General features: G+C 64.0%; 32 protein-coding genes. 16 read left to right on the top strand and 16 right to left on the bottom strand.

Annotation, left to right across the window (positions count from 1 at the left end; genetic code table 11):
* Positions 1 to 109: 109 nt before the first annotated feature.
* Complete coding sequence (locus tag B2V17_RS01530; protein WP_292994451.1) at positions 110 to 712, top strand: class I SAM-dependent methyltransferase; 603 nt, start codon at positions 110 to 112, stop codon at positions 710 to 712.
* Here B2V17_RS01530 and thiS read toward each other — a convergent pair.
* The gene (gene thiS / locus B2V17_RS01525; RefSeq protein WP_292994449.1) at positions 709 to 1,689 is read right to left on the bottom strand and encodes a sulfur carrier protein ThiS; all 981 of its coding nucleotides are present in this window, start codon (positions 1,687 to 1,689) and stop codon (positions 709 to 711) included. The genes B2V17_RS01530 and thiS overlap by 4 nt on opposite strands.
* 18 nt (positions 1,690 to 1,707) lie before the next feature.
* Positions 1,708 to 2,079 carry a MerC domain-containing protein gene (locus B2V17_RS01520; protein WP_292994447.1) on the bottom strand — a complete coding sequence of 124 codons (372 nt, stop codon included), beginning with the start codon at positions 2,077 to 2,079 and terminating at the stop codon, positions 1,708 to 1,710.
* Positions 2,080 to 2,194: 115 nt separating this feature from the next.
* On the opposite strand from B2V17_RS01520, the gene B2V17_RS01515 reads away from it, so the two are divergent.
* From B2V17_RS01515 to rpsI, 5 genes are all read left to right on the top strand, one after another.
* A complete protein-coding gene (locus B2V17_RS01515) occupies positions 2,195 to 3,235 on the top strand; it encodes a COX15/CtaA family protein (protein WP_292994445.1) in 1,041 nt (346 codons plus the stop codon).
* Between the two features lie 83 nt (positions 3,236 to 3,318).
* Positions 3,319 to 3,489, top strand: coding sequence for a hypothetical protein (locus B2V17_RS01510; protein ID WP_292994443.1), 171 nt, complete (start codon positions 3,319 to 3,321; stop codon positions 3,487 to 3,489).
* Positions 3,486 to 4,208, top strand: coding sequence for a hypothetical protein (locus tag B2V17_RS01505; RefSeq protein WP_292994441.1), 723 nt, complete (start codon positions 3,486 to 3,488; stop codon positions 4,206 to 4,208). The genes B2V17_RS01510 and B2V17_RS01505 overlap by 4 nt, the downstream gene beginning before the upstream one ends.
* 127 nt (positions 4,209 to 4,335) lie before the next feature.
* Positions 4,336 to 4,815 carry a 50S ribosomal protein L13 gene (rplM, locus tag B2V17_RS01500; protein ID WP_292994439.1) on the top strand — a complete coding sequence of 160 codons (480 nt, stop codon included), beginning with the start codon at positions 4,336 to 4,338 and terminating at the stop codon, positions 4,813 to 4,815.
* Positions 4,815 to 5,309, top strand: a complete 495-nt coding sequence (gene rpsI / locus B2V17_RS01495; RefSeq protein ID WP_292994437.1) for a 30S ribosomal protein S9 — start codon at positions 4,815 to 4,817, stop codon at positions 5,307 to 5,309. The genes rplM and rpsI overlap by 1 nt, the downstream gene beginning before the upstream one ends.
* Positions 5,310 to 5,389: 80 nt before the next feature.
* Here the strand turns inward: rpsI and B2V17_RS01490 are convergent, their stop codons facing one another.
* Complete coding sequence (locus B2V17_RS01490) at positions 5,390 to 6,202, bottom strand: metallophosphoesterase family protein (protein WP_414690741.1); 813 nt, start codon at positions 6,200 to 6,202, stop codon at positions 5,390 to 5,392.
* 5 nt (positions 6,203 to 6,207) lie between these two features.
* Positions 6,208 to 6,474: a hypothetical protein gene (locus B2V17_RS01485; RefSeq protein WP_292994435.1), complete on the bottom strand. Its 267-nt coding sequence runs from the start codon at positions 6,472 to 6,474 to the stop codon at positions 6,208 to 6,210.
* 245 nt (positions 6,475 to 6,719) lie between these two features.
* On the opposite strand from B2V17_RS01485, the gene B2V17_RS01480 reads away from it, so the two are divergent.
* Positions 6,720 to 6,980 (top strand): UrcA family protein, encoded by a 261-nt coding sequence (locus B2V17_RS01480; RefSeq protein ID WP_292994433.1) that lies wholly within the window; start codon positions 6,720 to 6,722, stop codon positions 6,978 to 6,980.
* Positions 6,981 to 7,057: 77 nt separating this feature from the next.
* On the opposite strand, the gene B2V17_RS01475 is transcribed toward B2V17_RS01480, so the two are convergent.
* The 3 genes from B2V17_RS01475 to B2V17_RS01465 are packed head-to-tail and all read right to left on the bottom strand — an operon-like array spanning position 7,058 to position 10,592.
* Positions 7,058 to 7,813 (bottom strand): LytR/AlgR family response regulator transcription factor, encoded by a 756-nt coding sequence (locus tag B2V17_RS01475; RefSeq protein ID WP_292994431.1) that lies wholly within the window; start codon positions 7,811 to 7,813, stop codon positions 7,058 to 7,060.
* Positions 7,803 to 9,029 carry a sensor histidine kinase gene (locus B2V17_RS01470; RefSeq protein ID WP_292994429.1) on the bottom strand — a complete coding sequence of 409 codons (1,227 nt, stop codon included), beginning with the start codon at positions 9,027 to 9,029 and terminating at the stop codon, positions 7,803 to 7,805. The genes B2V17_RS01475 and B2V17_RS01470 overlap by 11 nt, the downstream gene beginning before the upstream one ends.
* Before the next feature lie 51 nt (positions 9,030 to 9,080).
* Positions 9,081 to 10,592 carry a fumarate hydratase gene (locus tag B2V17_RS01465; RefSeq protein ID WP_292994762.1) on the bottom strand — a complete coding sequence of 504 codons (1,512 nt, stop codon included), beginning with the start codon at positions 10,590 to 10,592 and terminating at the stop codon, positions 9,081 to 9,083.
* Positions 10,593 to 10,753: 161 nt separating this feature from the next.
* Here B2V17_RS01465 and B2V17_RS01460 point away from each other — a divergent pair, with 161 nt between their 5' ends.
* The 9 genes from B2V17_RS01460 (at position 10,754) to xth (ending at position 17,905) form a co-directional block, all read left to right on the top strand.
* Positions 10,754 to 11,362 (top strand): protein-L-isoaspartate O-methyltransferase family protein, encoded by a 609-nt coding sequence (locus B2V17_RS01460; protein WP_292994427.1) that lies wholly within the window; start codon positions 10,754 to 10,756, stop codon positions 11,360 to 11,362.
* A 4-nt stretch (positions 11,363 to 11,366) separates the two neighbouring features.
* Complete coding sequence (locus B2V17_RS01455; protein ID WP_292994425.1) at positions 11,367 to 12,812, top strand: TolC family outer membrane protein; 1,446 nt, start codon at positions 11,367 to 11,369, stop codon at positions 12,810 to 12,812.
* 41 nt (positions 12,813 to 12,853) lie between these two features.
* Positions 12,854 to 13,303 carry a DUF2497 domain-containing protein gene (locus tag B2V17_RS01450; RefSeq protein WP_292994423.1) on the top strand — a complete coding sequence of 150 codons (450 nt, stop codon included), beginning with the start codon at positions 12,854 to 12,856 and terminating at the stop codon, positions 13,301 to 13,303.
* A gap of 33 nt (positions 13,304 to 13,336) precedes the next feature.
* Positions 13,337 to 15,442, top strand: a complete 2,106-nt coding sequence (locus tag B2V17_RS01445) for an alpha/beta hydrolase family protein (protein ID WP_292994421.1) — start codon at positions 13,337 to 13,339, stop codon at positions 15,440 to 15,442.
* Positions 15,443 to 15,446: 4 nt separating this feature from the next.
* The gene (locus B2V17_RS01440; RefSeq protein WP_292994419.1) at positions 15,447 to 15,878 is read left to right on the top strand and encodes an acyl-CoA thioesterase; all 432 of its coding nucleotides are present in this window, start codon (positions 15,447 to 15,449) and stop codon (positions 15,876 to 15,878) included.
* Positions 15,875 to 16,264, top strand: coding sequence for a (2Fe-2S) ferredoxin domain-containing protein (locus B2V17_RS01435; protein ID WP_292994417.1), 390 nt, complete (start codon positions 15,875 to 15,877; stop codon positions 16,262 to 16,264). The genes B2V17_RS01440 and B2V17_RS01435 overlap by 4 nt, the downstream gene beginning before the upstream one ends.
* 61 nt (positions 16,265 to 16,325) lie before the next feature.
* Positions 16,326 to 16,754 carry a CBS domain-containing protein gene (locus B2V17_RS01430; RefSeq protein ID WP_292994415.1) on the top strand — a complete coding sequence of 143 codons (429 nt, stop codon included), beginning with the start codon at positions 16,326 to 16,328 and terminating at the stop codon, positions 16,752 to 16,754.
* Positions 16,755 to 16,793: 39 nt separating this feature from the next.
* A complete protein-coding gene (erpA, locus tag B2V17_RS01425; RefSeq protein ID WP_292994413.1) occupies positions 16,794 to 17,126 on the top strand; it encodes an iron-sulfur cluster insertion protein ErpA in 333 nt (110 codons plus the stop codon).
* Positions 17,126 to 17,905 (top strand): exodeoxyribonuclease III, encoded by a 780-nt coding sequence (gene xth, locus B2V17_RS01420; protein ID WP_292994760.1) that lies wholly within the window; start codon positions 17,126 to 17,128, stop codon positions 17,903 to 17,905. The genes erpA and xth overlap by 1 nt, the downstream gene beginning before the upstream one ends.
* 57 nt (positions 17,906 to 17,962) lie before the next feature.
* On the opposite strand, the gene B2V17_RS01415 is transcribed toward xth, so the two are convergent.
* From B2V17_RS01415 to B2V17_RS01375, 9 genes are all read right to left on the bottom strand, one after another.
* Positions 17,963 to 18,571 (bottom strand): cell wall hydrolase, encoded by a 609-nt coding sequence (locus B2V17_RS01415; RefSeq protein WP_292994411.1) that lies wholly within the window; start codon positions 18,569 to 18,571, stop codon positions 17,963 to 17,965.
* Between the two features lie 264 nt (positions 18,572 to 18,835).
* Entirely contained in the window at positions 18,836 to 19,129 is a 294-nt protein-coding gene (locus B2V17_RS01410; RefSeq protein ID WP_414690740.1) for a DUF1491 family protein, read from the bottom strand.
* Positions 19,130 to 19,155: 26 nt separating this feature from the next.
* The gene (locus B2V17_RS01405) at positions 19,156 to 19,617 is read right to left on the bottom strand and encodes a PTS sugar transporter subunit IIA (protein ID WP_292994409.1); all 462 of its coding nucleotides are present in this window, start codon (positions 19,615 to 19,617) and stop codon (positions 19,156 to 19,158) included.
* 113 nt (positions 19,618 to 19,730) lie between these two features.
* Complete coding sequence (gene hpf / locus B2V17_RS01400) at positions 19,731 to 20,297, bottom strand: ribosome hibernation-promoting factor, HPF/YfiA family (protein ID WP_292994407.1); 567 nt, start codon at positions 20,295 to 20,297, stop codon at positions 19,731 to 19,733.
* Positions 20,298 to 20,331: 34 nt separating this feature from the next.
* Positions 20,332 to 21,018: a DNA polymerase III subunit epsilon gene (dnaQ, locus tag B2V17_RS01395; protein WP_292994405.1), complete on the bottom strand. Its 687-nt coding sequence runs from the start codon at positions 21,016 to 21,018 to the stop codon at positions 20,332 to 20,334.
* Between the two features lie 50 nt (positions 21,019 to 21,068).
* Positions 21,069 to 21,674, bottom strand: coding sequence for a dephospho-CoA kinase (gene coaE / locus B2V17_RS01390; RefSeq protein ID WP_292994403.1), 606 nt, complete (start codon positions 21,672 to 21,674; stop codon positions 21,069 to 21,071).
* The gene (aroE, locus tag B2V17_RS01385; protein WP_292994401.1) at positions 21,671 to 22,528 is read right to left on the bottom strand and encodes a shikimate dehydrogenase; all 858 of its coding nucleotides are present in this window, start codon (positions 22,526 to 22,528) and stop codon (positions 21,671 to 21,673) included. Before aroE ends, coaE begins: the two co-directional genes overlap by 4 nt.
* Positions 22,525 to 23,112, bottom strand: coding sequence for a Maf family nucleotide pyrophosphatase (locus tag B2V17_RS01380; RefSeq protein ID WP_292994399.1), 588 nt, complete (start codon positions 23,110 to 23,112; stop codon positions 22,525 to 22,527). The genes aroE and B2V17_RS01380 overlap by 4 nt, the downstream gene beginning before the upstream one ends.
* Positions 23,109 to 23,936, bottom strand: a complete 828-nt coding sequence (locus tag B2V17_RS01375) for a pyruvate, water dikinase regulatory protein (protein WP_292994397.1) — start codon at positions 23,934 to 23,936, stop codon at positions 23,109 to 23,111. Before B2V17_RS01375 ends, B2V17_RS01380 begins: the two co-directional genes overlap by 4 nt.
* Between the last annotated feature and the right edge of the window lie 104 nt (positions 23,937 to 24,040).

Raw genomic sequence — 24,040 nt, 5'->3', positions numbered from 1 at the left:
CGGCACCGAGATCACCAGAACTTGGTTATCATCCCGTTAACCACGATGGCTTCCAGACGCTTTCCGTGACACTAGGGGTTGCTACCCAAACGCCCTGCCGGAATTCGCCATGACCAGCTTCGATCCCGCCACGCTGGAATTCTACGCCCGCGAAGCGCCGGACTATGCCGCAAGCGGCCCAGGCGGAATCGGACGCCACCTTGATCCCTTTCTGGAGAAGCTGCCTGCGGGCGCCTCGATTCTCGAGCTGGGCTGCGGATCGGGGCGCGATGCGGCGCATATGGAAGCGTTGGGCTTTCAGGTCGAGCCGACCGATGGCGTGCCCGAAATGGCCGCCCAGGCCGAGGCGCGGCTGGGTCGGGCCGTGCGGGTAATGCGGTTCGGCGAACTCGATGCCGCAGAGCGCTACGACGGAGTGATCGCGGCCTATTCGCTGCTGCATGTCCCGCGCGCGGGGCTGCCCGATGTGCTGGTGCGAATCTGGCGGGCGTTGAAACCCGGCGGCTGGCATGCCGCAACTTACAAGAGCGGTGGGAGCGAGGGTCGCGACCGGCTGGGACGCTATTACAATTATCCCAGCGAAGACCAGATTCGGGCCTGGTACACCGCAGCCGGCGATTGGGACCGGATCGAGACCGAGACCGGCGAAGGGCGCGGCTATGAAGGCGGCGAATCGCGTTTCGTGATGATCCGGCTGCGCAAAGCCGGTTAGATCAGCCCGGCCAGCGGGCTCGACGGATCGGCATATTTGCGGGTCGCCATCCGTCCGGACAGATAGGCGTGGCGCCCAGCCTCGACCGCCAGCTTCATCGCCCGGGCCATGCGCAGCGGATCCTTTGCTTCGGCGATCGCGGTGTTCATCAGCACCCCGTCGCAGCCCAGTTCCATCGCCACGGCGGCATCGCTTGCCGTGCCGACCCCGGCATCGACCAGCACCGGCACGCTTGCGCCCTCGACGATCAGGCGGATCGTCACCCGGTTCTGTATTCCCAGCCCCGAGCCGATCGGCGCTCCCAGCGGCATCACCGCCACCGCCCCCGCACTTTCGAGCTGCTTGGCCGCGATTGGATCGTCGGTGCAGTAGACCATCGGCAGGAAGCCCTCGTTCGCAAGCACTTCGCAGGCCTTCAGCGTCTCACGCATATCGGGATAGAGCGTGCGGGCCTCGCCCAGCACTTCCAGCTTGACCAGGTCCCAGCCCCCCGCCTCGCGCGCCAACCGCAAGGTGCGGATCGCATCCTCGGCGGTGAAACAGCCGGCGGTGTTGGGCAGGTAGGTGATCTTCCTGGGATCGATGAAATCGGTCAGCATCGGGGCCTTGGGATCGCTGACGTTGACCCGGCGCACCGCGACCGTGACGATCTCAGCGCCCGAAGCTTCGACCGCGGCCGCGTTCTGCTCGAAGTCCTTGTATTTGCCGGTTCCGACGATCAGCCGCGAGCGGAAAGTCCGGCCCGCGACGGTCCAGGTATCATCCCCCTGACCACCGCCTACGAAATGGACGATCTCCAGCACGTCGCCCTCGGCCAACGCCACAGCGTTCAGAGTCGAGCGCGCGACGATATCGCCATTGCGCTCGACTGCGACCTTGGTGGGATCAAGTTCGAGGCTGCGGACCAGATCGGCGATCGAGCCAGGCGCGGCGCGGTGCGATTCGCCATTCAGGATGATGGAAAGCTGGGCTGTCATGCCCCAGCCAAATAGCGATCAGTGGGAAAGCCGCAAGTTGCGAAGATGCGCCCAGGCGAGCAGCGAGACCCCGGCAATGGTCAGCAGGGCTTCGGCCGAGTTGTGCCCCATCACCAGCGCGGCGATCATCAGGCCCAATCCGGCGGCGCCGACCTGCAGGGGCCGGGGGTCGCCATGGCGGACCACGCCCATCACCAGAGTGATGCCGCCGACAACAATCGCCAGAGCCAGACCGATGCGGTGAATTGCCGGGGCGAAGATGAATTCGCCGCCAAGACCCAGCCCGGCAACCAGCAGCAGCCCGGCAATGCAGTGCAGGGCACAGAGCCCCGACAGGATCACTCCTGCCCGGTCCAACCGGTTGCGAATCAAGACGAGAGCGTCACGCATTGCGTGGCCCATGTATGTGACGGTGTAACATCCTTCAAGCCCAAAGGGGAAGGTTGCCACGCCGTTCGTCGGATCAGGCTTGCGCTTTGCCGCCGACATCAGCAAATGCGCGGCCATGCAAACCGCATCGACCGCCCGTCCGCTTGCCCTGGCACGCTGGCTTTTGTTCGTGGCCGGACTAGTCGTCCTGATGGTGGTGGTTGGCGGAATCACCCGGCTTACCGAATCCGGCCTTTCAATTACCGAATGGAAACCGATTACCGGGACCCTGCCGCCGCTCAGCGAAGCGCAGTGGCAGGCGGAATTCGAGGCCTATCAGCGCATTCCCCAATATACCGAGGTCAATGGGCCGGCCGGGATGACCTTGGCGGGCTTCAAGGAAATCTATTTCTGGGAATGGTTTCACCGCCTGCTTGGCCGGGTGATCGGGCTGGCCTTTGCCGTGCCGCTAGTCTGGTACTGGCTGCGCCGCGCGATCCCGCTGGGCTATGGCTGGCGGCTGCTCGGCCTGCTCACGCTGGGCGGACTGCAGGGTGCTGTGGGCTGGTGGATGGTCAAGTCCGGGTTGACTCAGGACGTCAAGGTCAGCCACTTGCGGCTGGCAACGCACCTCTCGCTGGCGCTCACGACGTTGGCGCTGCTGGTCTGGACCGCGCTTGATCTGCGGGCTCTGGCCAGGGGTGAAGGGCGCGCGAGGCTGACAGGTTTCGGCGCCGCAGCACTGGCCGGGCTTGCGCTGCAATTGTTCTACGGTGCCCTGGTTGCAGGGCTGCGCGCCGGCTATGTCGCCGGCAGCGGGTGGTTTTCGTGGGATGCCTGGCCGCTGATGCAGGGGCGCCTGGTTCCCGCCGGGATCGCAGGCGATTCAGGCGCGCTGCATGCGGCGATTTATGACCCCTATCTGGTGCACTTTGTTCACCGCTGGTGGGCCTGGGTGGTTGTAGCGCTGTTGATTTGGTTGGCTCGCCGTGTGCGGAAGATGGACCGCCGCGCTTCGATCGCGATTCACACGGCCTTCGGGACCCAGATCATGCTGGGAATTGCCACAGTTTGGAGCGGGATGGCCATCTGGCTGGCTGCGCTTCACCAGTTGGTGGGAGCGCTTGTTCTAGCCTCGACAGTCTGGGGTGTGCACCGTTTGGGGCGGTCAACATAATGATTGGCAAAGTATTTTTACCGAATTCGGGGCAGGTCTTACGCGTCTTGAACTGTACCAAATTGGACACAATATCCGTAGAAATGCTTGACGAAACGCCACTTGCCTGCGCCAATATAGCTGGTGCCAAGAAGGAGAAGGGCGTGTTTCTCAAGATCGACGCCGCGATGTTCAATCGCGCCGTGCTGCAGCTTGGCCAAACGCACCCCTGCCTTGCTGCGCGTAAGTTGATTGTGTCTGGAGCGGGCGCATGAGCAGACGGGCACTCTTTCTGGCTGGCGCTGCTGCTTTGATTCCGGCGCTGGCAACGGTTCATACCGGTTCGGCTTTGGCGGAAACTGCAGCCAGCCGCTTCGCGCCGCCAAGTACCGCACTCACCTTGACCCGTGTGCTTTACCGGTCGCTTTCGGGCGGCAAGCAGATCGTGGTGACGCGGCGATATTCGATTCGCTTTACGCCTGACGGTGATGGTTATCGACTGGATGGCGAATTGATCGGTGCCGATGTTGAGGCTCCCGAACTGCTTGCCGGGCTTGCCGAGATTGAACGCAAGCGGCCCGACAACGGTCTGTTTCCGGCGCAACTTGATTCGCGCGGAATCATCCGCTCAATGGGCGCGCCCATAGATCAAGATGTGCGTCGCAAGACGGTCGCCGTCGGTGCGCAATTGATTGACCGGGCACCGATTGCAGCCACAACCAAGATGGAAGGGACTGCGCTGCTGAAGCAGGTTTCGGCAGCGGCCGGCACTTCGGCCTGGCCCAAGGAGCTTTTCAACCCAGGTCTTCGTGAGCACATTGAGACGCGCAAGGTTCCACTTCCCGATGGCGGCCAAGGTGAAGTGGAGATTCGAATCCATGCAGAAGGCCTGATGCCAGGAGGCCTCGCCCGGCAGGTTGAGCGGATCATTACGACCAGACTTGAAGGGACCGTCAAGGTTTCGCGTGAGGTTTGGACCTTGTCGAACTCGTAACGGTACTATTTTACCTCTTCGAAGAGCCGCGGAAAACTTGACTTTACCAAACAATTGAACGAATGGGCCGCCTTCCCGCGGGCCCGGCTGGCCGGATTCGCGGCAACAGCCAAGGGATTATCCAGCCATGAAGGCGCTCAGCAAGGTCACCCGGTCCATCAAACCGGCCGAGGTGGAAAAGAAGTGGCATCTGATCGATGCCGAAGGTCTGGTGGTCGGCCGTCTCGCCGTGGTCATCGCCAACCATCTGCGCGGCAAGCACAAGCCGAGCTTCACCCCGCACGTCGATTGCGGCGATCACGTCGTCGTGATCAACGCCGACAAGGTCAAGTTCACCGGCAACAAGCTCAAGCAGCAGACCTATTACAAGCATACCGGCTATGCCGGCGGCATCAAGGAAGTGACTGCAGACAAGGTTCTGGCCGGCCGCTTCCCCGAACGCGTGCTTGAAAAGGCCGTGGAACGCATGATTCCGCGTGGTCCGCTGGGCCGCGCGCAGATGCGCGCCCTGCACCTCTACGCCGGCACCGAGCATCCGCACGGTGGTACCCAGCCGCAGCCGCTCGATGTTGCTGCCATGAACCGCAAGAACAAGGTGGGCGCGTAATGTCTGAAGAAACCGTCACCGATCTCGCCGATCTCGGCGCCATCGCCGAAACCCCGGCAGCTCCCGCTGCGCCGACCATGCCGCTGCGCGACAAGATAGTCGACGCCCAGGGCCGCGCCTATGCCACCGGTCGCCGCAAGGACGCGGTCGCCCGCGTCTGGATCAAGCCGGGCACCGGCAAGGTCATCGTCAACGGCCGCGATCAGGAAGTCTACTTCGCCCGTCCGACCCTGCGCCTGGTGATCGACCAGCCGTTCCAGGTTGCTGACCGGGCCGGTCAGTACGACGTTGTCGCGACCGTCAAGGGCGGCGGGCTTTCGGGCCAGGCCGGCGCAGTCAAGCACGGCATCGCCACCGCGCTGACCAAGTTCGAGCCCGCTCTGCGCGGGGTCGTCAAGGCCGCCGGTTACCTGACCCGCGACAGCCGCGTGGTTGAGCGCAAGAAGTACGGCCGGGCCAAGGCGCGCCGCAGCTTCCAGTTCTCGAAGCGCTAAGGCGTTCGGCTTCGGCCGGAAATTCAAGAGGGGCCGGCCGCAAGGTCGGCCCCTTTTCATTTGTGCCGGCCTCGGCCGGATCAGCCAAGCAGCAAGCTGGCAGATTCGCCTGGCAGCGGGCCGGTCGGAACTTTATCGACCTGGACTGCTGCGGTAGACTGATGCGCCCGGTTACGGGCGGTGACCGCGATGCCTTGCGGTCCGATCACGATCCGGTTGTAGCTCGCCGGGGAAGAACGCAGCCGGGTCGATAGCGTCCCAGCTCCGATCATCCGCAGCGGACCTGCCGCGGTTTCCTGGACCAGGTCGAACGGATCGTGGACATGACCCGTGAGAACGGCGGCAACCTTGCGCCCGGCCAGCGCAGCCATCGCCGCCTCGCCATTAATGGTCAGCCGCCGCCCACTCGGCGCACGTTCCAGCAGCGGGTGATGCGCGGTGACGACGATCTGCGTGTCGCGCGGCAAGGCATCGATTGCAGCGAGGGTCTGGGCCAGCGCTGCAGGCCGAACCCAACCTTCGACCCACGGCCAGCGCGGCTGCGCGCGCGTGGTGGTCTTGAGCGGAACCACGGCAAAGCCCGGGAAATCAAGCTCGCGCTCGATCAACCGCTCGATCGCGCGGTAACGGCGATAGGGCCGGGTGAATCGCTCAAGCAGGTTGAAATAGGGCAGGTCGTGATTGCCAACCTCGACCGTCGTCGGCACACCCAGCCCGCCAATCCAGGCGCAGGCGGCCTCGAATTCGCGGTGGCGGGCACGCATCGTCAGATCGCCGGTGATCAGCACCGCATCAGGCTGTTCCGCCGCGATCGCCGCGCTGACCCAATCGAGCGCCACGCGATCTTCTCGTCCAAAATGCAGGTCGCTGATGTGGAACAGGGTCAGGGCCAAAAGGATCAGATCCGCTTGGTCACGATCAGCCAGGCTGCACCAAGATTGACCGCCGAATAGAACGCATAGATCCAAGCCCAGCTTGTCGAACCCTGCGCTATCATAAGCATCGCGCCGAGCAGCATGATGAATTCAAGCGCCAGGCTGAAGCGACCGCCCATCATTTGGAATAGCCACGGCGCCCGAGCCAGCATCGGGTGGTCGCTGTTCAGCACGGCGCGGTGCGCGGCGAAATTGCCGACGCCGAACAAAAAGGCGAGGAACAGACCCATCACCCCCTCATAGCCAAGTCGGCGCGCAAGGCCAGCACGCGAATCGATGTGTATTATTCATGCAATACACTCGGCGGGCCCCGTCGGCGGTTCGTCGAGCCGGTTGATCCTTCGTCCGGCTAATGCGGCCGCAAATCGAGCTGCGCTGGCGCCTGATTGGGATAGCCCTATCCCAAAGATCGGCGCCACCCCCACTCAGTCCCCCAACCCAAGCGCCGCAGCAAAGTCTGACAAGGAGAATTGCCATGACCCGGTTTCTCGCATCCACCATTGCCCTTACCCTGCTCGGCGCGGGCGTGGCTCAGGCCGATACCGCCAAGGTCCGCTACGCCGATCTCAACCTCCGCAGCGCGGCCGGTCAGGCTGAACTCGACCGCCGAATCGAAAGCGCTGCACGCCGTGTCTGCGAAATCACACCGGTGGCCAGCCGGCTTGCCGATCGCGCCAAGCACAATCGCTGCAAGGTCGACGTCCGCGCCCAGGTTACCGCTGCTCTCCCGGCTTGAAGCAGCGCAAATGGCCCGGGGGCACCCAGTCCCCGCTCCCGGGCCCACTTTCACGATTGTAGAACGGTGAACCGGCTTTAGCGCCCGGCCATGGCCTTGGCCTTGGCGAGATAGGTTCGCCCGATCCGCACCAGGCTGCCATCCTCCAGCTCCGCCGACCAGACTCCCAGTCCGTCGTGGCGCAGGCCCTTAATCCGGTCGCGCCGCAGGATGGTGGAACGGTGCAGGCGGATGAAGCGTTCCGGATCAAGCCGCGCCTCGAGCCCGGAGACGGTCTGCAGCAGCAGGTAGGACCGGCTGGCACCCTCTTTCTGTCCGACATGGAGCCGGACATAGTCACGCTCGGCATCGATCCGGTCGACGTCCTCGGCCGAGATTCGCAGTAATTCGGAACGGTATGGAACCCAGAATTCGCTGAGCCAATTGCCTCCGCCGGCGGCGCGCTGGCCACGCCGGGCGATCGCGCGAACCACCGCGCGTTCAAGCCGGTCGGGCGTGACCGGCTTCAAGACATAGTCGACCGCTTCAAGATCGAAGGCCTCAACCGCGAAATTGTCATGCGCGGTGACGAAAATCACCGCCGGGGCATCTTCCTGCCGGGTAAGCGCCCGGGCAACCGCCAGCCCGTCCAGCTCGGGCATGGTCATGTCGAGCAGGACCAGGTCGGGGGCCAGCGCCCCGATCTGGCGCAGTGCGGCAGCACCATCCTGAGCGGTTCCGGCAACTTCGATCGCAGGGATATCCCGGCAGATCATCGTCATTCGCTCCAGCGCCAGCGGCTCGTCATCGACGATCAGGGTACGCAGCGGCTTGGGGGCAGAATTATCCAGCATGGCGTTCCAGCGGCATGCGCAGCAAGGCATGCCAGCCTCCCTGTTGATCGGGGCCGGCGGCAAGGCTTGCATCCTGGCCATAACGTGCCTCGATCCGATCATGGACATTGGCGAGACCGATACCGAACCCGGACTTTTCGCCTTTCGGTACACCCGGGCCATTGTCGCTGACTTCGATCACCAGCCTGCCATATTCCTCGCGCGCGGCGATCGTCACGGTCACTGGCTGGCGGGTTGGCGCAACGGCATATTTGACCGCGTTCTCCACCAGTGGCTGCAGGATCATGCCCGGCACCCGCGCATCTTCCAGCGCTTCGGGAATGTCGAACCGGGTGATCAGCCGGTCAGGAAACCGGGCCGCCTCGATCTCCAGATAGGCGCGCTGGAGCGCCATTTCCTGATCGAGCGAAACATCCCCGGTCGGGTCTTCGGCCAGACTGCGGCGATAAAAGCTCGACAGCGACTGGATCATCTTCTCCGCCTGATGGCCCTTGCCGGTCATTACCAGCGCCGAAAGCGAATTGAGCGTGTTGAACAGGAAGTGCGGATTGACCTGATAGCGCAGCGACCGCAGCTCTGCCGCTTTGGCCGCGCGCTTGTACTCGCCCTCGCGCCGTTCGGCAGCGCGGGCCTGCTGCGCGGTGACCATCGCGAAATAGAGCGCGGCCCAGGCCAGCAGCAGGAAGTAGCGGCCGATTGCGATATCGGTCAGCTGGCGCCACAACGCTTGTTCGGCAAATTTCTTCTGCAGCGCAGCCAGCTGGTCCGGGGTCAGGTTGGGTGGATCGGGCACATCGACCAGTACGTTGCCGGCAGTGTCGTGGCGAATCTGGACTTCGGTCGGATTGCGCTGCTGGCCGAGCATCTTCTGGTCAAGGCCGGAAAAAACCTGACGGTTGATCATCGCGAGGCCGAGTGCCGCTGGCAGCATCACCACCAGCGCCACTCCCATCCGGATCCCGATCCGGGCATTGTCGAACAGCCGCAGGATCAGCCAAGCCAATGCGGTGACAGTTATCCCGGCCAGGGTCACAACGGTGCGCAGGCCCAGCATCTCGACGAAATAGCTGCGATCGAGCAGCAGGCTGCGCAGAGTGATCAGCGCCAGATAGCACAGCCAGATCCCGGCGATCGAGATCAGCACCGTACGGGTCGGCACGCGGTCTGGTCGGACGTCGAATTGCTCCATCAGGCTGGCAGCGATAGCGACCTTCAAGGGCCAAAGGCCAGCGGTTTGGTCGAACCGCAAAGGTCCTTGGTCGATAGATCAACCGAGCAGATCTTCCTTGGCGATCTTGTCACGCCAGACCAGCGGGGCCAGCTGGTGCACATTGTTGCCCTCGCTGTCGACCGCAACGGTCACCGGCATGTCTTCGACCGTGAATTCATAGATTGCTTCCATGCCGAGATCTTCGAAGGCGACCACCTTGGCCTCGCGGATCGCGCGCGACACCAGATAGGCCGCGCCGCCGACCGCCATCAAGTAGGCAGTCTTGCTTCGGGCGATCACCTCGGTCGCGCCCTGCCCGCGTTCGGCCTTGCCGATCATCACCAGCAGGCCCAGCTCGCACATCATCTCGGTGAACTTGTCCATCCGGGTGGCGGTTGTCGGGCCGGCCGGACCGACGACCTCGCCCAGAACCGGATCAACCGGGCCGACATAGTAGATCGCACGGCCCTTGAAATCGACCGGCAGCGCCTCACCATTGGCCCGCATGTCCTGGATTCGCTTATGCGCGGCATCGCGTCCGGTCAGCATCTTGCCATTGAGCAGCAGCCGGTCACCCTGCTTCCAGCCGCGCACCTCTTCAGCGGTCAGCGTGTCGAGATCGACGCGCTTGGCCGCCTTATCAGGGGTCCAGTGGACATCGGGCCAATCGTTCAGGTTCGGCTTTTCCAGATAGCTCGGGCCCGATCCGTCGAGCGTGAAGTGAGCGTGACGGGTTGCTGCACAATTGGGGATCATCGCAACCGGCTTGCCCGCTGCATGACACGGCGCGTCCAGGATCTTTACGTCGAGGATGGTCGATAGCCCGCCCAGCCCCTGCGCCCCGATGCCCAGCGCGTTGACCTTGTCGAAGATCTCGATCCGCATCGCCTCGATATCGGTCTGCGCTCCGCGCTGCTTGAGCTGGGCCATGTCGATCGGCTCCATCAGCGCCTGCTTGGCCAGCAGCATGCAATGTTCGGCAGTGCCGCCGATGCCGATCCCGAGCATGCCCGGCGGGCACCAGCCGGCGCCCATCTGCGGCAGCATCTCGATCACCCAGTCGACGATATTATCGCTGGGGTTCATCATCTTGAACTTGGACTTGTTCTCGCTCCCGCCGCCCTTGGCCGCGACATCGATCGAAATCGTGCTGCCCGGCACCATGGTGACATGGAGCACGCAAGGGGTGTTATCGCGGGTGTTGCGGCGGGTGAAGGCGGGATCGGCCAGAACCGAGGCGCGCAGCTTGTTTTCCGGATGGAGGTAGGCGCGGCGGACCCCTTCATCGACCACGTCCTGCAGCGACAGCTTTGAATCGAGCCGGCACTGCTGGCCCCATTCGACGAAGACGTTGACGATTCCGGTGTCCTGGCAAATCGGGCGATGGCCTTCGGCGCACATGCGGCTGTTGGTGAGGATCTGGGCGATCGCATCCTTGGCGGCCGGGCCCTGTTCGGCCTCATAGGCATCGCCAAGCGCGCGGATGTAGTCCATCGGGTGGAAGTAGCTGATGAACTGCAGGGCGTCGGCAACGCTTTCGATCAGGTCTTCCTCGCGGATCGTCACCATGTCCATGCTGTGCCTCGTCGGTTCGGAGTGGGTCTCTGCCGCCCCATAGGCCCGCTAATGCCCTGCCGTCAAAGCACTTGGCGCTTGGCGGCTGTTCCCCTAAGGAGCGAAGGAATTGCGTTACTGTATTGTCTGTGCAATACAGCCTGCCAGAGGCCCCTATGACCCTTGCCGCCGAAACCATTTCCGCCCAGTCCGATGCGCTTTCCACTGCCCGCCGGGCGATGATCGACAGCCAGCTGCGCGTGTCCGGAATCAACCAGGACTGGTTGCTCGCCCGCTTTGCCCGCGTTGCGCGAGAGGATTTCGTTCCGGTCGAAGCGCGTGGCCATGCCTATATCGACCGCGCAATACCGGCCGCGAATGGCCGCGCAATACCGGCTCCGCTGGCTCAGGCGATGCTGCTGGCCGATGCCGCCCCGCAAGCCGGCGACAAGGTGCTGGTAGTTAGCGACAGCGGCTATCTGGCGGCATTGGTCGAACCTCTGGTGCAGTCGGTCGAAACCGTGGATGCAAATGCGGCGCTGGCCCTGCAATCGGCCGGCAGCTTCACGCTGATTCTGATCGACGGTGGGATTGCGCAGGTTCCGGCAAATCTCGCGAAAGCCTTGGCCGATGGCGGGCGCGTGGTGGCGGGTCTGGCCGAACGCGGGGTAACCCGCCTCGCGGCTGGCACGAAGCAAGGCGATGCGGTGGTTCTTGCCCCCAGCGCCGACGTGGGTTTCCCGGTGCTGCGCGAATTCGCCGCACCCAAGGCTTGGAGTTTCTGACCGGATGGCTAGTCCCAGTGGTTCAAGGATTGCGCGCCAAGCGCTGATTGCGGGGATGCTGGCGATGATCACCGCCCCGGTGCTGGCGGACGATCTGCGCGAAGCGCTGGTCATGGCTTACAACACCAACCCGACGTTGCAGGCCGCCCGGGCGCAGCAGCGCGCAGTGGATGAGGGCGTGCCGATTGCCCGTTCTGCCGGGCTTCCGTCGGTATCCGGTACCGCGACCTACAGCGAATTTGTCGAAGGCAGCAGCAGCAATCCGCTCGCGCCCGATCGCAACCTTGATGCCTCGCTCAACCTCGGCATGCCGCTTTATGCCGGCGGCGGAATTCGCAACTCGGTCCGCGCAGCCGAAACCCGCGTCGATGCCGGCCGGGCCGACCTGCGCGGCGTGGAAAGCGGTTTGTTCAGCCAGGTCGTTGCGGTCTATATGGACGTGATTCTGGCCGAGGCCGTGGTCAAGCTGAACCGTGCCAACGTCCAGCGGCTGGAAGTCAATCTGCAGGCCACCCGGGACCGGTTCGAGATCGGCGATCTGACCCGCACCGATGTGGCCCAGTCGCAAAGCCGGCTGGCGCTGGCCCAAGGCCTGACCCGTAACGCCGAAGCCAATCTGATCGCCGCACGCGAACGCTATATCCAGGTGGTAGGCAAGGCCCCGCAGAACCTGGCCTCGCCGCCGCCGCTGGTTGGCCTGCCGGGCAATGCCGACGAAGCCGTGGCGATCGCGCTTGATGCGAATCCCGATCTGATCGCCGCGCGGCAGCGCTCGCGCGCCGCCGGATACGATACCGCCGCAACCAACGCGCGGCGTCTGCCGCAAGTCTCGGTCTTTGCCAGCAGCGGCTACAACGATTTCCTCGGCTCGAACAAGATTCCGGGATCGGCGCAAAGCACGACCGACACCACGGTCGGTGTCAGGGCGACAGTGCCGCTGTATCAGGGCGGGCTGCCCTCTGCGCAAAAGCGTCTGGCCCAGGCCCGCGAAAGCGCAACGCTGGAACAGGAAATCGGAATCGAGCGCGAAGTGATCGCTTCGGTTCGCGCCGCCTATGCCCAGTGGCAGGCGGCCCAATCGCTGATTGCCAGCTCGCAGACCGCGGTCGATGCGGCCGAGTTGGGGCTGGAAGGTGTCCGCGCCGAAAACTCGGTCGGCAACCGGACGATTCTCGACATCCTCAATGCCGAGAACGAACTGCTCAACGCCCAGGTCCAGCTGGTCACGGCCAAGCGAAATGCCTATGTCGCCGGGTTCAACCTGCTGGCCGCGATGGGCAAGGCCGAAGCCCGCGATCTCGGGCTCGATGGCGGCACGCTCTATGATCCCGAGACCAACTACCGGAATGCAAAGGGTTCGTTCTTTGACTGGAACGACAACCCCGACCCCAAGCCGGCGGCAACACGAACCGTTGACACCAAGGCGCAGGACGGTTCAGTAACCCCTTAGTGATTCTGTCCCGCTGCGGGACGGCTTGGGGATTTTGGGCAATGCGCCAGGCTGGTGAACCTTCGGTCGAGGAAATCCTCGATTCGATCAAGAAAGTGATCGCGCGGGACAATCGCGGCGTTGTGGCCGAGCCGTCGACGCGGGCCGAGCCTGTCGCTCAACCTGTCGAACCCGAATCGGCCGAGGATGACGACATCCTCGATCTCGATTCGATCGGCGAACTGGTCGAGGAAGAGAGCGCGGCAGAAGATGCCCCGCTGCTACCCAACGATACGGTCAGCTCGATCAGCGAATCGCTGGCGGCGCTGGCGGTAATGGCCGAACCGCGCGCCGCGCCGCAGATCGTCCGCTCGGGCGAAACCTCGCTGGAAGCCCTGACCCGCGAATTGCTGCGTCCGGCCCTGGCCGAATGGCTCGACAAGAACCTGCCGCCACTGGTGGAGCGGATGGTCGCGGCCGAGATTGCCAGGATCGTCGGCAAGAAGGGCTAGGCCTGCCGCGCGGTCCGCGCTAATCGGGCCTCCATGAAGCATCCTGCCATTGCGCTTGGCGCGCTCGCCCTGTCCCTGATCGCCATGCCCGCCGCCGCGCAGACCGCGCCGCGGGCGATGACCCCTGAAGATCTGATCACTCTCAAGCGGGTCGGTGCGCCGACCGCGTCACCCGACGGGGCCTGGGTGGTATTCCAGCAGACCGATACCGATCCGGCCAGTTACAAGCGCGCGACCGGTTTGTGGCGCGTTCCCGCAAAAGGCGGCGCGGCCGAGCGGATCGGCGATCTGGCCGATGCGGGTGAAAACAGCCCGGCCTTCAGCCCCGACGGCAAGCGGCTCTATTTCATCTCGGACAAGAGCGGCAAGGATCAGGTCTGGTTCCTTGACCTTTCTGCATCGGGCGCCGCGCCGGTTCAGGCCAGTGATTTCAAGGCCGATGTGGCGGGATTCAAGCTTTCGCCGGATGGCAAGCGGATCCTGGTCTGGGGCGATGTTGCACGCGATTGCCCGACGTTGGGCTGCGATAACGATGGCAATACCAGCCAGCCGGGCCCTGGCAGTGCCCGGCATTATAAGCACGGCACCGGCTTCGTCCGCCATTGGGACAGCTGGGAAACCCCTGGCAACTATAGCCGCGGCTTTGCGCTGGACCTGGCCGCCGACGGCAAGGTGGCGGGCGCGGCCGTCTCGCTCGACGGACCGGTCGGCACGTTGACCGGCGACATCCCGTCCAAGCCGATGGGCGGGGGCGAGGAACTGGCCTGGGCAGCAGATTCGAAAAGCGTGTTCTTCGCTGCGCGCCAGGCCGATGCCAAAGAGCCGCTCTCAACCAACCTCGATGTCTGGCACGCCATGCTGGACGGTAAGGCTCCGCACAGCCCGACCAAGAGCAATCTCGCCACCGACACGCTGCCTACTCCCTCGCCCGACGGCAAGTGGCTGGCCTGGGTGGCGATGGCCCGTCCCGGCTATGAAAGCGACCGCCAAGTCGTGCATGTCATGAACCTGGCAACACACGAGAAGCGGGCCCTCACCGCCGGGTGGGATCGTTCGGCTGGGTCGCTGACATGGACACCGGATTCGAAGGCGTTAATCGTCACCGCCGAAGATGTGCTCGATACCCCGGCCTTCCGGGTCGAACTGGCCGGTGGCAAGGTAACCCGCCTCGCGCTCGCACCCAAAGGAATGCGCGAAGGCCACATCGCCAATCTTACCCCGCTGGCGAACGGCGCGATCCTCTACACGCGTGACAGCATCTCCTACCCGGCCGAAGTATGGATTGCCGAAAAGGGCAAGGCACCGCGTCAGCTGAGCCGCGCCAACGATGCCCAGCTTGGCGCGCTGGTCGCGCTGAAAAGCGAGCGGTTCAGCTTCAAGGGCGCGGGCGGCGCCACGGTTTGGGGGCAAGTGCACATGCCGGCCAATGCCACTGGCAAGTTGCCGGTCCTGCTGTTCGTTCATGGCGGCCCGCAAGGTTCGTTCGGCGATGGCTGGTCGTTCCGCTGGAACCCCCGCATTTTTGCCAGCCAGGGCTATGCCGTGGTCTCGATCGATTTCCACGGAAGCACCGGTTACGGTCAGGCCTTCACCGATTCGATCAACCGGGACTGGGGCGGCAAGCCGCTTGAGGATCTCAAGCTTGGGCTCGATGCCGCGCTGGCCGGACGGCCGCAGCTTGACGGCAGCCGCGCCTGCGCGCTGGGGGCAAGTTATGGCGGCTACATGATGAACTGGATCGAAGGGCAATGGCCAGATCGGTTCCGGTGCCTGGTCAATCACAACGGCGTGTTCGATTCGCGCGCAATGGCCTATTCGACCGAGGAACTGTGGTTCAACGAATGGGAACACGGCGGCAAACCCTATCACGAGGATCCGGCCGCTTACGAAAAGTGGAACCCCGCCAACCACGTCGCCAAGTGGCAGACCCCGATGCTGGTCGTGCTGGGAGAGAAGGACTTCCGGATTCCCTACAGCCAGGGGCTGGGCGCTTTCACCGCGTTGCAGCGTAAGGGGGTTGAGGCCGAGTTGCTGGTTTTCCCGGACGAGAATCACTGGGTGCTAAAGCCCAAGAATTCGTTGCAATGGCATCAGACCGTGCTCGGTTGGCTCGATCGCTGGCTCAAGGCGCCGAAGTAGGCCAATGGCCCGTCCCGACGCGGCGCTGCTCGATCCGGCGCGCTATCCCTTTGCTCATGCGATCACCACGCGGTTCGCCGATATCGATCCCAACCAGCATCTCAACAACGTGGCGCTGGCAGCGATGATGGAAGACGCCCGAGTGCGCTTCAACATGAGCATGGGCAGCGCGATCCGGATCGGAGAGCGCCGGGCCATGGTTGCCAGCGTGGCGATGGAATACCTCAGCCAGGGCCATTTTCCCGACCCGGTCACCGTTCACTGCGCGGTCGAACGGGTCGGCAATTCCAGCTGGAGCGTGGTCCAGCTGCTGGTCCAGAACGGCCGCCCGGTGGCTTTTGCCCGCTCTGCGCTGGTGGCGATCGCCGACGACCGCCCGACTCCGATTGCCGAGGATTACCGCGCGATTCTGGCCGAATGGAGCCTGCGGGCATGAGCGTCGACCCGGCAGAGCTGGCCCGCGCCCGCGCCGCGCTTGCCATCAATGGCGGCGATTCCACTCGCCGCCACATCTTCCTGTGCGCCGAAGCCCAGAAGGGCGAATGCTGTTCGCCCGCAGTCGGTGCGCCGGCCTGGAAATTCCTCAAGAAGCGGCTCAAGGAACTGAAGCTTGACCGCGATGGCGGGATCGCCCGGACGAAAGCGGATTGCCTCAAGATCTGTGCCGCCGGGCCAATCGCCGTGGTCTATCCCGAGGGGGTCTGGTACCATTCGGCGAGCGAGCCGGTGCTGGAACGGATCATTCAGGAGCATCTGATCGGGGGCACCCCGGTCGAGGACTTCCGGCTCTATCCCGAAGAAAGCGAACCGGAAGAACCCTGACTCGCCAAAGCTTGCGCTTCGTGTCATCCTCGCGGGACCATAACAGACCCGGAGAGTTGCCATGACGATTGCGCGACTGATTGAAGGGCGAAGCAGCGATATCGTCAGCTGCGACACCCATACCAGCGTGGCTGAAGCGGTTCAGATTCTGGCCGAAAAGCGAATCGGCGCGCTGCCGGTTTTCGCCGGCGGCAAGATCGCCGGAATCTTCTCCGAACGCGATGTGGTCTATCAGCTCGCGGCGCACGGCCCGGCGATGCTGGAGAAGTCGGTCGGCGATGTGATGACCTCACCGCCGATCACGGTCGATCCGCGCACCGACGTGCTCGACGCGCTGGGCCAGATGACCCGCCGCCGGATTCGCCACCTGCCGGTAGTCGAAGACGAGAAAATGCTGGGCTTCGTCTCGATCGGCGATCTGGTCAAATACCGGATCGACCGGGTGGTTGCAGATGCCGAGGCGATGCGGAGCTATATCCAGAGCGCGTGATTTCTTGCCGATGCGGACGGCAGTCCCTACATCGGGTCCATGGATGCGCCCACGATGACTCTCAGCCCCTCTGCCGCCGCCCGCGTCGCAGCGATTGCGGCCAAGCAGGGCAAGCCTGCGATCCTGCGCCTTTCGGTTGAAGGCGGCGGCTGTTCCGGGTTCCAGTACAAGTTCGGACTGGAAGATGCGCCCTATGGCGATGACCTGGTGATCGAACGCGACGGGGTCAGCCTGGTGGTCGATCCGGTCAGCCTCGATCTGGTTGCCGGCAGCGAGGTGGATTACGTCGAATCGCTGGGCGGCGCTGCCTTTCGGGTGACCAATCCCAATGCCAGCGCCGGATGCGGCTGCGGTTCGTCCTTCGCCATCTGATGCGGATCGCCACTTTCAACATCAACGGGATCAAGGCGCGCTTGCCGCGCTTGCTGGAATGGCTGGCAGAGACCCGCCCGGCGGTGGCCTGCCTGCAGGAGATCAAGACCCAGGACGAAGGTTTCCCCGCCGACGAGTTCCACAAGCTGGGCTATCACGCGCTGTGGCATGGCCAGAAGAGCTTCAACGGAGTCGCGATCCTGGCCGACGGGATGACCCCGATCGAAGTCCAGCGCGGCTTGCCGGGGGAACCCGAAGACGATCATTCGCGCTACCTTGAAGCCGAGGTATTCGGCACCCGGGTGGCCTGCATCTACTTGCCCAACGGCAACCCCCAGCCGGGTCCGAAATTCGACTACAAGCTGCGCTGGATGGAGCGGCTGCGGGCGCGGATGGCCGCGATCCGGGCCGAAGAGGTTCCCGCAATCGTGCTGGGCGATTTCAACGTGATCCCGCACGACAACGACGTCTGGTCACCCAAGGCAATGGCCGATGATGCGCTGATGCAGCCCGAATCGCGCGATGCGTACTTCCGGTTGCTGGGTGACGGCTGGACCGATGCCCTTGCCACGCATAATCCGCAGGGCGGGATCTGGACCTATTGGGATTACCAGGCCGGTGCCTGGCAGCGCGATCACGGGTTCCGGATCGATCACGCGCTGCTTTCGCCCGAACTGGCCGACCGGCTGGTCGCTTGCGGCGTCGACAAGGAACACCGCGGGCGCGAGAAGGCCAGCGATCACGCCCCAGTCTGGGTCGAATTTAAGCCCGAGAGCTAGGTACAAACGAAAAGGGGCAGGCACGTGGCCCGCCCCTTGATCGAACTGTCCGGTCAATCAACGATAGAAAACGTGATTGTCGATCCGGCCGACCCGGCGGAGCTTCCAGCCGGGGCTGACATAGGCCGCGTGGAAGAACAGCGCGCCTTCAACCGGGCTGGCCCAGCTGTTGGCATGGGCAATCTGCGCGATCGCCACGGCATTCTTCCATTGCTTTGAACCCTTCGCGATCGCCGGCATCGAACGGCCCCGCACGAACGAGAACTGCGAGGGCTGGAATACCACGCCGCAATAGGAATTGGGAAAGCGGCCCGACTTCGAGCGGGCGACGATCACCCGCGCCACAGCGAGCTGGCCGGCCAGCGATTCGCTCTTGGCCTCGAAATAGGTCGCGCCGGCCAGGCAGTGCAGTTCACGCGGGAGTTCCGAAGGCTGCGGCTGGGCCGAGACCATCGCGACAAGCGACGGCGCCTTGATGGCAGGTGCAGGCAAGACTTCGGGCGCTTCGACCACCTGGGGGACCTTGATCTGGGCCTCAGCGGGAAGCGGCTCGACAATCAGCTGCGAATTGATCTGGGTGACTGGTTCCTGGATGGCTGGCGCAGGAACTCTGTTCTGCGCCGCCGCGCCCGAACCACCGGCGCTGGCAACTATCGTTACGATCATTGCGGCCACCGCAAGCGCGGAGGCCTTTTGAAGCTTGGGACTCACAATAAGAACTTTTTGGGCGGTGGACGCACCAGGCGCAGGATGGTTGGGAACGATTCTGCCGCTGTGCGGTTTCAAAGCCCCAAGCCGGAAGTCCTGCCGGCTGCCCCCCGTCTGCGTGCTTGCGTGGCGGACCGCATTGCCCGCGCGCGCCGCCTGCGCATCAAAGATTGCCCGCGCCTTTGATTGTGCGCTGCAGCAAAGTCAACCCATCATCCCTGTCTATGGGATGAACCGTTCACCATCCGCGATATCCAGTTCGATAATCCACAGATCACGGTCGCGGGCTGTCCTGCGCTCCAATACCTGGTTAAATTCAGGTTTATTTTCAGGATCTTGAACCAAGGTACAGATCCATTCACGGCCTGTTTCGACACTCGGCATGCGCTCGAAAAGCCGCGTATTCGCGCCGTTTTCGGTCAGGACGACTAGGATTGTGCCGGCTTCGCGTTCACCTTTATGGAGCACGGCCGCAAAACCGCCCGATGCCTCGACCGCCCGGATCAGGCCCGCCACTTCAAGGTGGGCGGGCAGGCGCGTGATTACGCCGCGTCCTTTTCGATCGAATTCGAAAGCAGTCCGTAAAGCGCTTCTGCCCCCGGAGCCTCACCCAGCGCGCGGTGCATCGCCTCGTCGCGCATCAGCCGGCTGATCGCGGCGAGGGCGTGAAGGTGCGCGGCTCCGGCAGATTCGGGTGAAAGCAGGCCGAACACCAGATCAACCGGCATACCGTCGGCGGCATCGAAGGCGACCGGGCTTGTCAGCCGCAGAAAGGCCCCGACCGGACGGCTGAGCCCGGGGATCCGGGCATGCGGGATCGCCACGCCGCGCCCGAAACCGGTGCTGCCCAGCTTTTCGCGCTCTTCGATCCGTTCGAGCACCAGCACGGGATCAAGCCCGTAGACGCCGGCGAATCGCTGCGCGAGCTGGTCGAGGATGGCCTGCTTGCTGTCGGCATCGATGGTGCCAACAGCTTCGGGCATCAAGGTGAATAGTGCTGTCATTTCAGACGTTCAATCCAAGTTGCGCGACCGGACCAGCAATGGTTCGGGCAGCGGTTGATGCCGCCACAAGCCCCCCTCACTTGTCGGAATAGCGCGCGCCTTTAGCCTGCGCGTCAGCTTGGTTCAACCCATCCGATCGAACCATCACCGCGGCGATAAACCATATTATGCCTGCCGGTGCCAGCATTCTTGAACAGCAGGGCATTGGTGTTGCGCAGGTCGAGCATCATGACCGCGTCGGAAACGGTCGCTTCGGGCACGTCGACCCGGGTTTCGGCAATCACCACCGGGGCATCGACATTGACTTCCTCGGCCGCCTCATCGGGCTCAGCGAACACGGTATAGGCCGCTTCCTCGGTCCGCTGGGCATGAGTCGAGGCTTCGTGCCGGTCCTTGATCCGGCGCTTGTAGCGGCGCAGCTGCTTGTCGATCTTTTCGGCCGCCTGATCGAGCGCGACATGCGCGTCCTGCGCGATTCCGGCACCCTTGAGCACCAGCCCCTGCATCGGGTGGGTGACAATATCGCAGCGGAACGCCGCCGCCGGCGCGCGGTTGAAGGTCACCGTTCCGGACAATGCCTTGGGAAAGTACTTCTCGACAATCGCGGCCAGGCGGGTCTGTGCATGCTCTTGCAGCGCTTCGCCAGTTTCAACCTGGTGGCCGGATACGCGAATGTCCATGGTAGCTTCTCCTGTCAAAGTGATCGAAACAGGATCAGTCGTTCCATACCGGAGACTTCACCGTTTCGAGGAACGCGGCATGCGCCGCGCGTTCAGCCTCGCTCGCCGCATGCGGACGGGCGGGACGGAAGGGTCGGGTCCGACGGGCGACAGAAAGCGTCGTCACCTCGATCGCCTGGGTTTCAGCAGCCAGCGACAGGCCGATCTGGCGTCCGCCGGTCAGTTCGACATAGACCTGCGCCAGCAGTTCGGCGTCAAGCAGCGCGCCGTGTCTGGTGCGGTGGCTGCGGTCGATGCCATAGCGGGTGCACAGCGCATCGAGCGAGTTCTTCGCACCAGGGTGCCGCATCCGGGCCATGGCCACGGTATCGATCATCCGTTCACGCGACAGTGGCGGCAGCCCGCACATTTCCAGCTCGGAATTGACGAAGCCAAAGTCGAACCCGGCGTTGTGCGCGACCAGCATCGTCTCTTCCCCGATGAACTCGAGGAAATCGGCAGCCTTTTCGTGAAACCGCGGCTTGTCGGACAGGAAGCTGATCGACAGCCCGTGAACCCGCTCGGCCTCGGCCGGCATGTCGCGATCGGGATTGAAGTAGCAGTGGAATGTCTCGCCGGTCGGCACCCGGTTGACCATCTCGATGCAGCCGATTTCGACCAGACGGTCACCGCTTTTGGGATCAAGTCCGGTGGTTTCCGTGTCGAAGATGATCTCTCGCATTACCCATCCGATATCTGCCCATTACAGATCGGTTACAAGGGGTCATGCAGCTATTTTTGTTGTCCGGTCAGCAGATGGACCAGGCGCTGAACTGCATGGCGGGTTTCGGCGAGGCTGACCCCGGTATCGATCACATGATCGGCCCGTGCGCGCTTTTCGGCATCGGGCACCTGCAGCTTCAGGATCTGCTCGAATTTCTCAACCGTCATGCCGGGCCGGGCCAGGACCCGCTCCCGCTGCTGATCGGCCGGGGCGGAAACCACCACCACCGCGTCGAGCCCATGCTGGCCGGTCTTTTCGAACAGCAGCGGAATGTCGAACACGATCAGCGGCGCATCGGCATTGTCGGCCAGAAAGACCCGACGCAGCTCGGCTACTTCGGGGTGGACGATCGATTCGAGCAGTTTGAGCGCCTGCGGATTGCCGAATACCGCCGCACCCAGTTTTTGCCGGTCGACTCCCGCCGGACCGGTCGTGCCGGGAAAGGCCCGTTCGATCGGGGCGAGGCAAGCCCCGCCCGGACCCTGCAGTTCGTGCACCGCGGCGTCGGCATCAAAGACCGGCACGCCGAGGCCGCGGAACATCGCCGCCACAGCGCTTTTGCCCATCCCGATCGAACCGGTCAGGCCGAGGATGAAGGGGCGCTTCTCGCTCATCGGGTCAGCAGTTCGCGCAATTCGGCATCGTACCTGCGCGGGGCAGGCTGGCCGAAGAACTTCTCAAAGGCCGCCGCCGCCTGGCCAATCAGCATGGCAAGGCCATCGATCGTGGCAAAACCGCGCTGCCGCGCCTCTGCCAGAAGCGGCGTCTCCAGCGGGTTGGTGACAATGTCATAAACCACGCTGCCTGGCGGGGCATGGCTGAAATCGAAAGCGAGCGGCGGCTGCCCGGCCATGCCGAGCGGGCTGGCATTGATCACCAGATCCAGCAACTGTGTACGGTCGTCGAAAGCGAAATCGGTTTCTGGGGCAAAATGCGCGAGATCGACCGCATGATGCTCGCCCTTGGGTGCCAGCTCATCGAGCAGCGCCCGCGCCCTGGCCGGATCGCGCGCGGCGAGGACCAGGGTGAAGCCCTTGTCGGCCAGCGCCGCAACGATCGCCCGCGCCGCACCGCCGGCCCCCAAGATTCGTGCCATCCGGTAGAGGTGACTTTCTGCCAGCAATGGTAAAAGCGGCTCGAGAAACCCCGCGACATCGGTGTTGTACCCGGTCAGCTGCCGGTCCTCGCCACGCACCACGGTGTTGACCGCCCCGATCCGTGTAGCCAGCGGGTCAAGCGCGCCGAGCAGCGGCATCACCGCCTGCTTGTGCGGCATGGTGACATTGCAGCCGCGCCAGTCGGGATCGGCGCGGCGCGCGGCGAAGTACTCGGCCAACCCCTCCGGCTCCACATGGCAAGCGCGGTAATCGGCATCGATCCCCAGCTTGCCGAGCCAGAAGGTGTGGATCGCCGGGCTTTTCGACTGGGCGATCGGATCACCGATCACCTCGGCGTAGGGAGCGCTCATGCCGGTAACTCCCCGGCTTCACGCAAGGCACCAAGCACGTCGAGCAGCGGCATGCCCAATACGGTGAAGTGATCGCCTTCGATGGCTTCGAACAATTGCACGCCGCGCGCCTCGATCCGGAATACCCCGACACAGCCGGAGACTGCCGGCCATTCGTGGCTCAGATAGTCCTCGATAAAGGCATCGGAGAGTTCGCGAACCGTGAGCCGGGCGAGGGTTGCGTGACGCCAGAGCACCGCGCCGTCGCGCGCCAACGCGGCGGCAGAGTAAAGCCGCATTTCCTGGCCCGAGAAGGTCCGTAGATGGTCCGCAGCCTGATCGCGGCTTTCCGGCTTGTCAAAGCGCCGCCCGTCGACCTCGACCAGCGAATCGCTGCCCAGCACCAAGGCGCCGGGATGATCGCGAGCAACCGCAAGTGCCTTGGCCGCAGCCAGTTCGACCGCCACTTGGCCCGGTGAGGCATCGCCGAGGCCAGCCTCAAGCGCGCGCTCATCGAGATGCGCCGGGACCGCGCGGTAAGTTACCCCGGCTGCATCGAGCATCGCGCGCCGCGAAGCGCTTTGCGAAGCGAGGATCAGGCTCACGCGTCGCTCTCTTCCTGGGGGTGGCGCTCGTTGTAGAGGTTGATCACCGCCGCGGCGGTTTCCTCGATCGAGCGGCGGGTGACATCGATCACCGGCCAGTCGTTGTCGGCAAACATCCGCCGGGCATATTGCACCTCGCGCGCGACCCGGTCGGCATCGACATAGGCGGTCTCTGGCGCCTGGTTTAGCGAGAGCAGACGGTTGCGGCGGACCTGGACCAGCCGGTCCGGCGCAGTGGTGAGGCCAACCACCAGCGGATGCTTGAGCCCGTAGAGCGCCGGAGGCGGCGGGCTTTCCACCACGATCGGGATATTGGCAACCTTGTAGCCGCGATTGGCGAGGTAGATGCTGGTCGGGGTCTTCGAGCTGCGCGACACCCCGGCGAGGACGATATCGGCCTCTTCCCAATTCTCCCAGCCGACCCCGTCATCGTGGGCAATAGTATAGTGGATCGCGTCGACGCGCTTGAAATAGGCCTCGTTCATCGCGTGCTGGCTGCCCGGGCGGGCCTTCGGGTGCTGGCCCAGCGCCGCTTCCAGCGCCTCGACCGCGGCATCGAGCACCGGGACCACCGGCAGGCCGAGTGCGCGGCAACGCTCCTCCAGCTTGGTTCGCGTTTCGGGATTGACCAGGGTATAGAAGACCAGCCCCGGATTGGCACCGATCTCTCCCATGATCCGGTCAAGGTGCTGCTGCGAGCGGACCATCGGCCAGAAATGGCGGATCACCTCTGCCCCTTCGAACTGGGCGAGCGCGGCCTTGGCCAGCATCTCAAGCGTTTCGCCGGTCGAATCCGATAGCAGGTGAAGGTGCAGGCGCGGCATGATCGGAAACGGAGAACCCCTGTGGACAGTCCTCTGCATAAACCACGGGAGGAATGCGGGTACAAGTTTGCCATCACGATCCGCCCCCACTGCCGGGATTCGGA

This window comes from Novosphingobium sp. UBA6272 (assembly GCF_002440635.1).
Classification (GTDB): domain Bacteria; phylum Pseudomonadota; class Alphaproteobacteria; order Sphingomonadales; family Sphingomonadaceae; genus Novosphingobium.
Note: the sequence above shows the minus strand (reverse complement) of the source record. Positions and strands in the feature narration are given on the sequence as shown.

Excerpts from the sequence above, each read along its gene's own strand:
- B2V17_RS01375 (WP_292994397.1), bottom strand. The coding sequence starts at position 23,936 with ATGCCGCGCCTGCACCTTCACCTGCTATCGGATTCGACCGGCGAAACG.
- B2V17_RS01440 (WP_292994419.1), top strand. The coding sequence starts at position 15,447 with ATGGCCCGTCCCGACGCGGCGCTGCTCGATCCGGCGCGCTATCCCTTT.
- B2V17_RS01515 (WP_292994445.1), top strand. The coding sequence starts at position 2,195 with ATGCAAACCGCATCGACCGCCCGTCCGCTTGCCCTGGCACGCTGGCTT.
- xth (WP_292994760.1), top strand. The coding sequence starts at position 17,126 with ATGCGGATCGCCACTTTCAACATCAACGGGATCAAGGCGCGCTTGCCG.
- B2V17_RS01430 (WP_292994415.1), top strand. The coding sequence starts at position 16,326 with ATGACGATTGCGCGACTGATTGAAGGGCGAAGCAGCGATATCGTCAGC.
- thiS (WP_292994449.1), bottom strand. The coding sequence starts at position 1,689 with ATGACAGCCCAGCTTTCCATCATCCTGAATGGCGAATCGCACCGCGCC.
- B2V17_RS01505 (WP_292994441.1), top strand. The coding sequence starts at position 3,486 with ATGAGCAGACGGGCACTCTTTCTGGCTGGCGCTGCTGCTTTGATTCCG.
- erpA (WP_292994413.1), top strand. The coding sequence starts at position 16,794 with ATGGATGCGCCCACGATGACTCTCAGCCCCTCTGCCGCCGCCCGCGTC.
- B2V17_RS01530 (WP_292994451.1), top strand. The coding sequence starts at position 110 with ATGACCAGCTTCGATCCCGCCACGCTGGAATTCTACGCCCGCGAAGCG.
- B2V17_RS01465 (WP_292994762.1), bottom strand. The coding sequence starts at position 10,592 with ATGGTGACGATCCGCGAGGAAGACCTGATCGAAAGCGTTGCCGACGCC.
- B2V17_RS01485 (WP_292994435.1), bottom strand. The coding sequence starts at position 6,474 with ATGGGTCTGTTCCTCGCCTTTTTGTTCGGCGTCGGCAATTTCGCCGCG.
- B2V17_RS01460 (WP_292994427.1), top strand. The coding sequence starts at position 10,754 with ATGACCCTTGCCGCCGAAACCATTTCCGCCCAGTCCGATGCGCTTTCC.
- hpf (WP_292994407.1), bottom strand. The coding sequence starts at position 20,297 with ATGGACATTCGCGTATCCGGCCACCAGGTTGAAACTGGCGAAGCGCTG.
- B2V17_RS01415 (WP_292994411.1), bottom strand. The coding sequence starts at position 18,571 with ATGATCGTAACGATAGTTGCCAGCGCCGGTGGTTCGGGCGCGGCGGCG.
- dnaQ (WP_292994405.1), bottom strand. The coding sequence starts at position 21,018 with ATGCGAGAGATCATCTTCGACACGGAAACCACCGGACTTGATCCCAAA.
- coaE (WP_292994403.1), bottom strand. The coding sequence starts at position 21,674 with ATGAGCGAGAAGCGCCCCTTCATCCTCGGCCTGACCGGTTCGATCGGG.
- B2V17_RS01455 (WP_292994425.1), top strand. The coding sequence starts at position 11,367 with ATGGCTAGTCCCAGTGGTTCAAGGATTGCGCGCCAAGCGCTGATTGCG.
- aroE (WP_292994401.1), bottom strand. The coding sequence starts at position 22,528 with ATGAGCGCTCCCTACGCCGAGGTGATCGGTGATCCGATCGCCCAGTCG.
- B2V17_RS01435 (WP_292994417.1), top strand. The coding sequence starts at position 15,875 with ATGAGCGTCGACCCGGCAGAGCTGGCCCGCGCCCGCGCCGCGCTTGCC.
- B2V17_RS01520 (WP_292994447.1), bottom strand. The coding sequence starts at position 2,079 with ATGCGTGACGCTCTCGTCTTGATTCGCAACCGGTTGGACCGGGCAGGA.
- B2V17_RS01475 (WP_292994431.1), bottom strand. The coding sequence starts at position 7,813 with ATGCTGGATAATTCTGCCCCCAAGCCGCTGCGTACCCTGATCGTCGAT.
- B2V17_RS01445 (WP_292994421.1), top strand. The coding sequence starts at position 13,337 with ATGAAGCATCCTGCCATTGCGCTTGGCGCGCTCGCCCTGTCCCTGATC.
- rplM (WP_292994439.1), top strand. The coding sequence starts at position 4,336 with ATGAAGGCGCTCAGCAAGGTCACCCGGTCCATCAAACCGGCCGAGGTG.
- B2V17_RS01405 (WP_292994409.1), bottom strand. The coding sequence starts at position 19,617 with ATGACAGCACTATTCACCTTGATGCCCGAAGCTGTTGGCACCATCGAT.
- B2V17_RS01450 (WP_292994423.1), top strand. The coding sequence starts at position 12,854 with ATGCGCCAGGCTGGTGAACCTTCGGTCGAGGAAATCCTCGATTCGATC.
- B2V17_RS01510 (WP_292994443.1), top strand. The coding sequence starts at position 3,319 with ATGCTTGACGAAACGCCACTTGCCTGCGCCAATATAGCTGGTGCCAAG.
- rpsI (WP_292994437.1), top strand. The coding sequence starts at position 4,815 with ATGTCTGAAGAAACCGTCACCGATCTCGCCGATCTCGGCGCCATCGCC.
- B2V17_RS01480 (WP_292994433.1), top strand. The coding sequence starts at position 6,720 with ATGACCCGGTTTCTCGCATCCACCATTGCCCTTACCCTGCTCGGCGCG.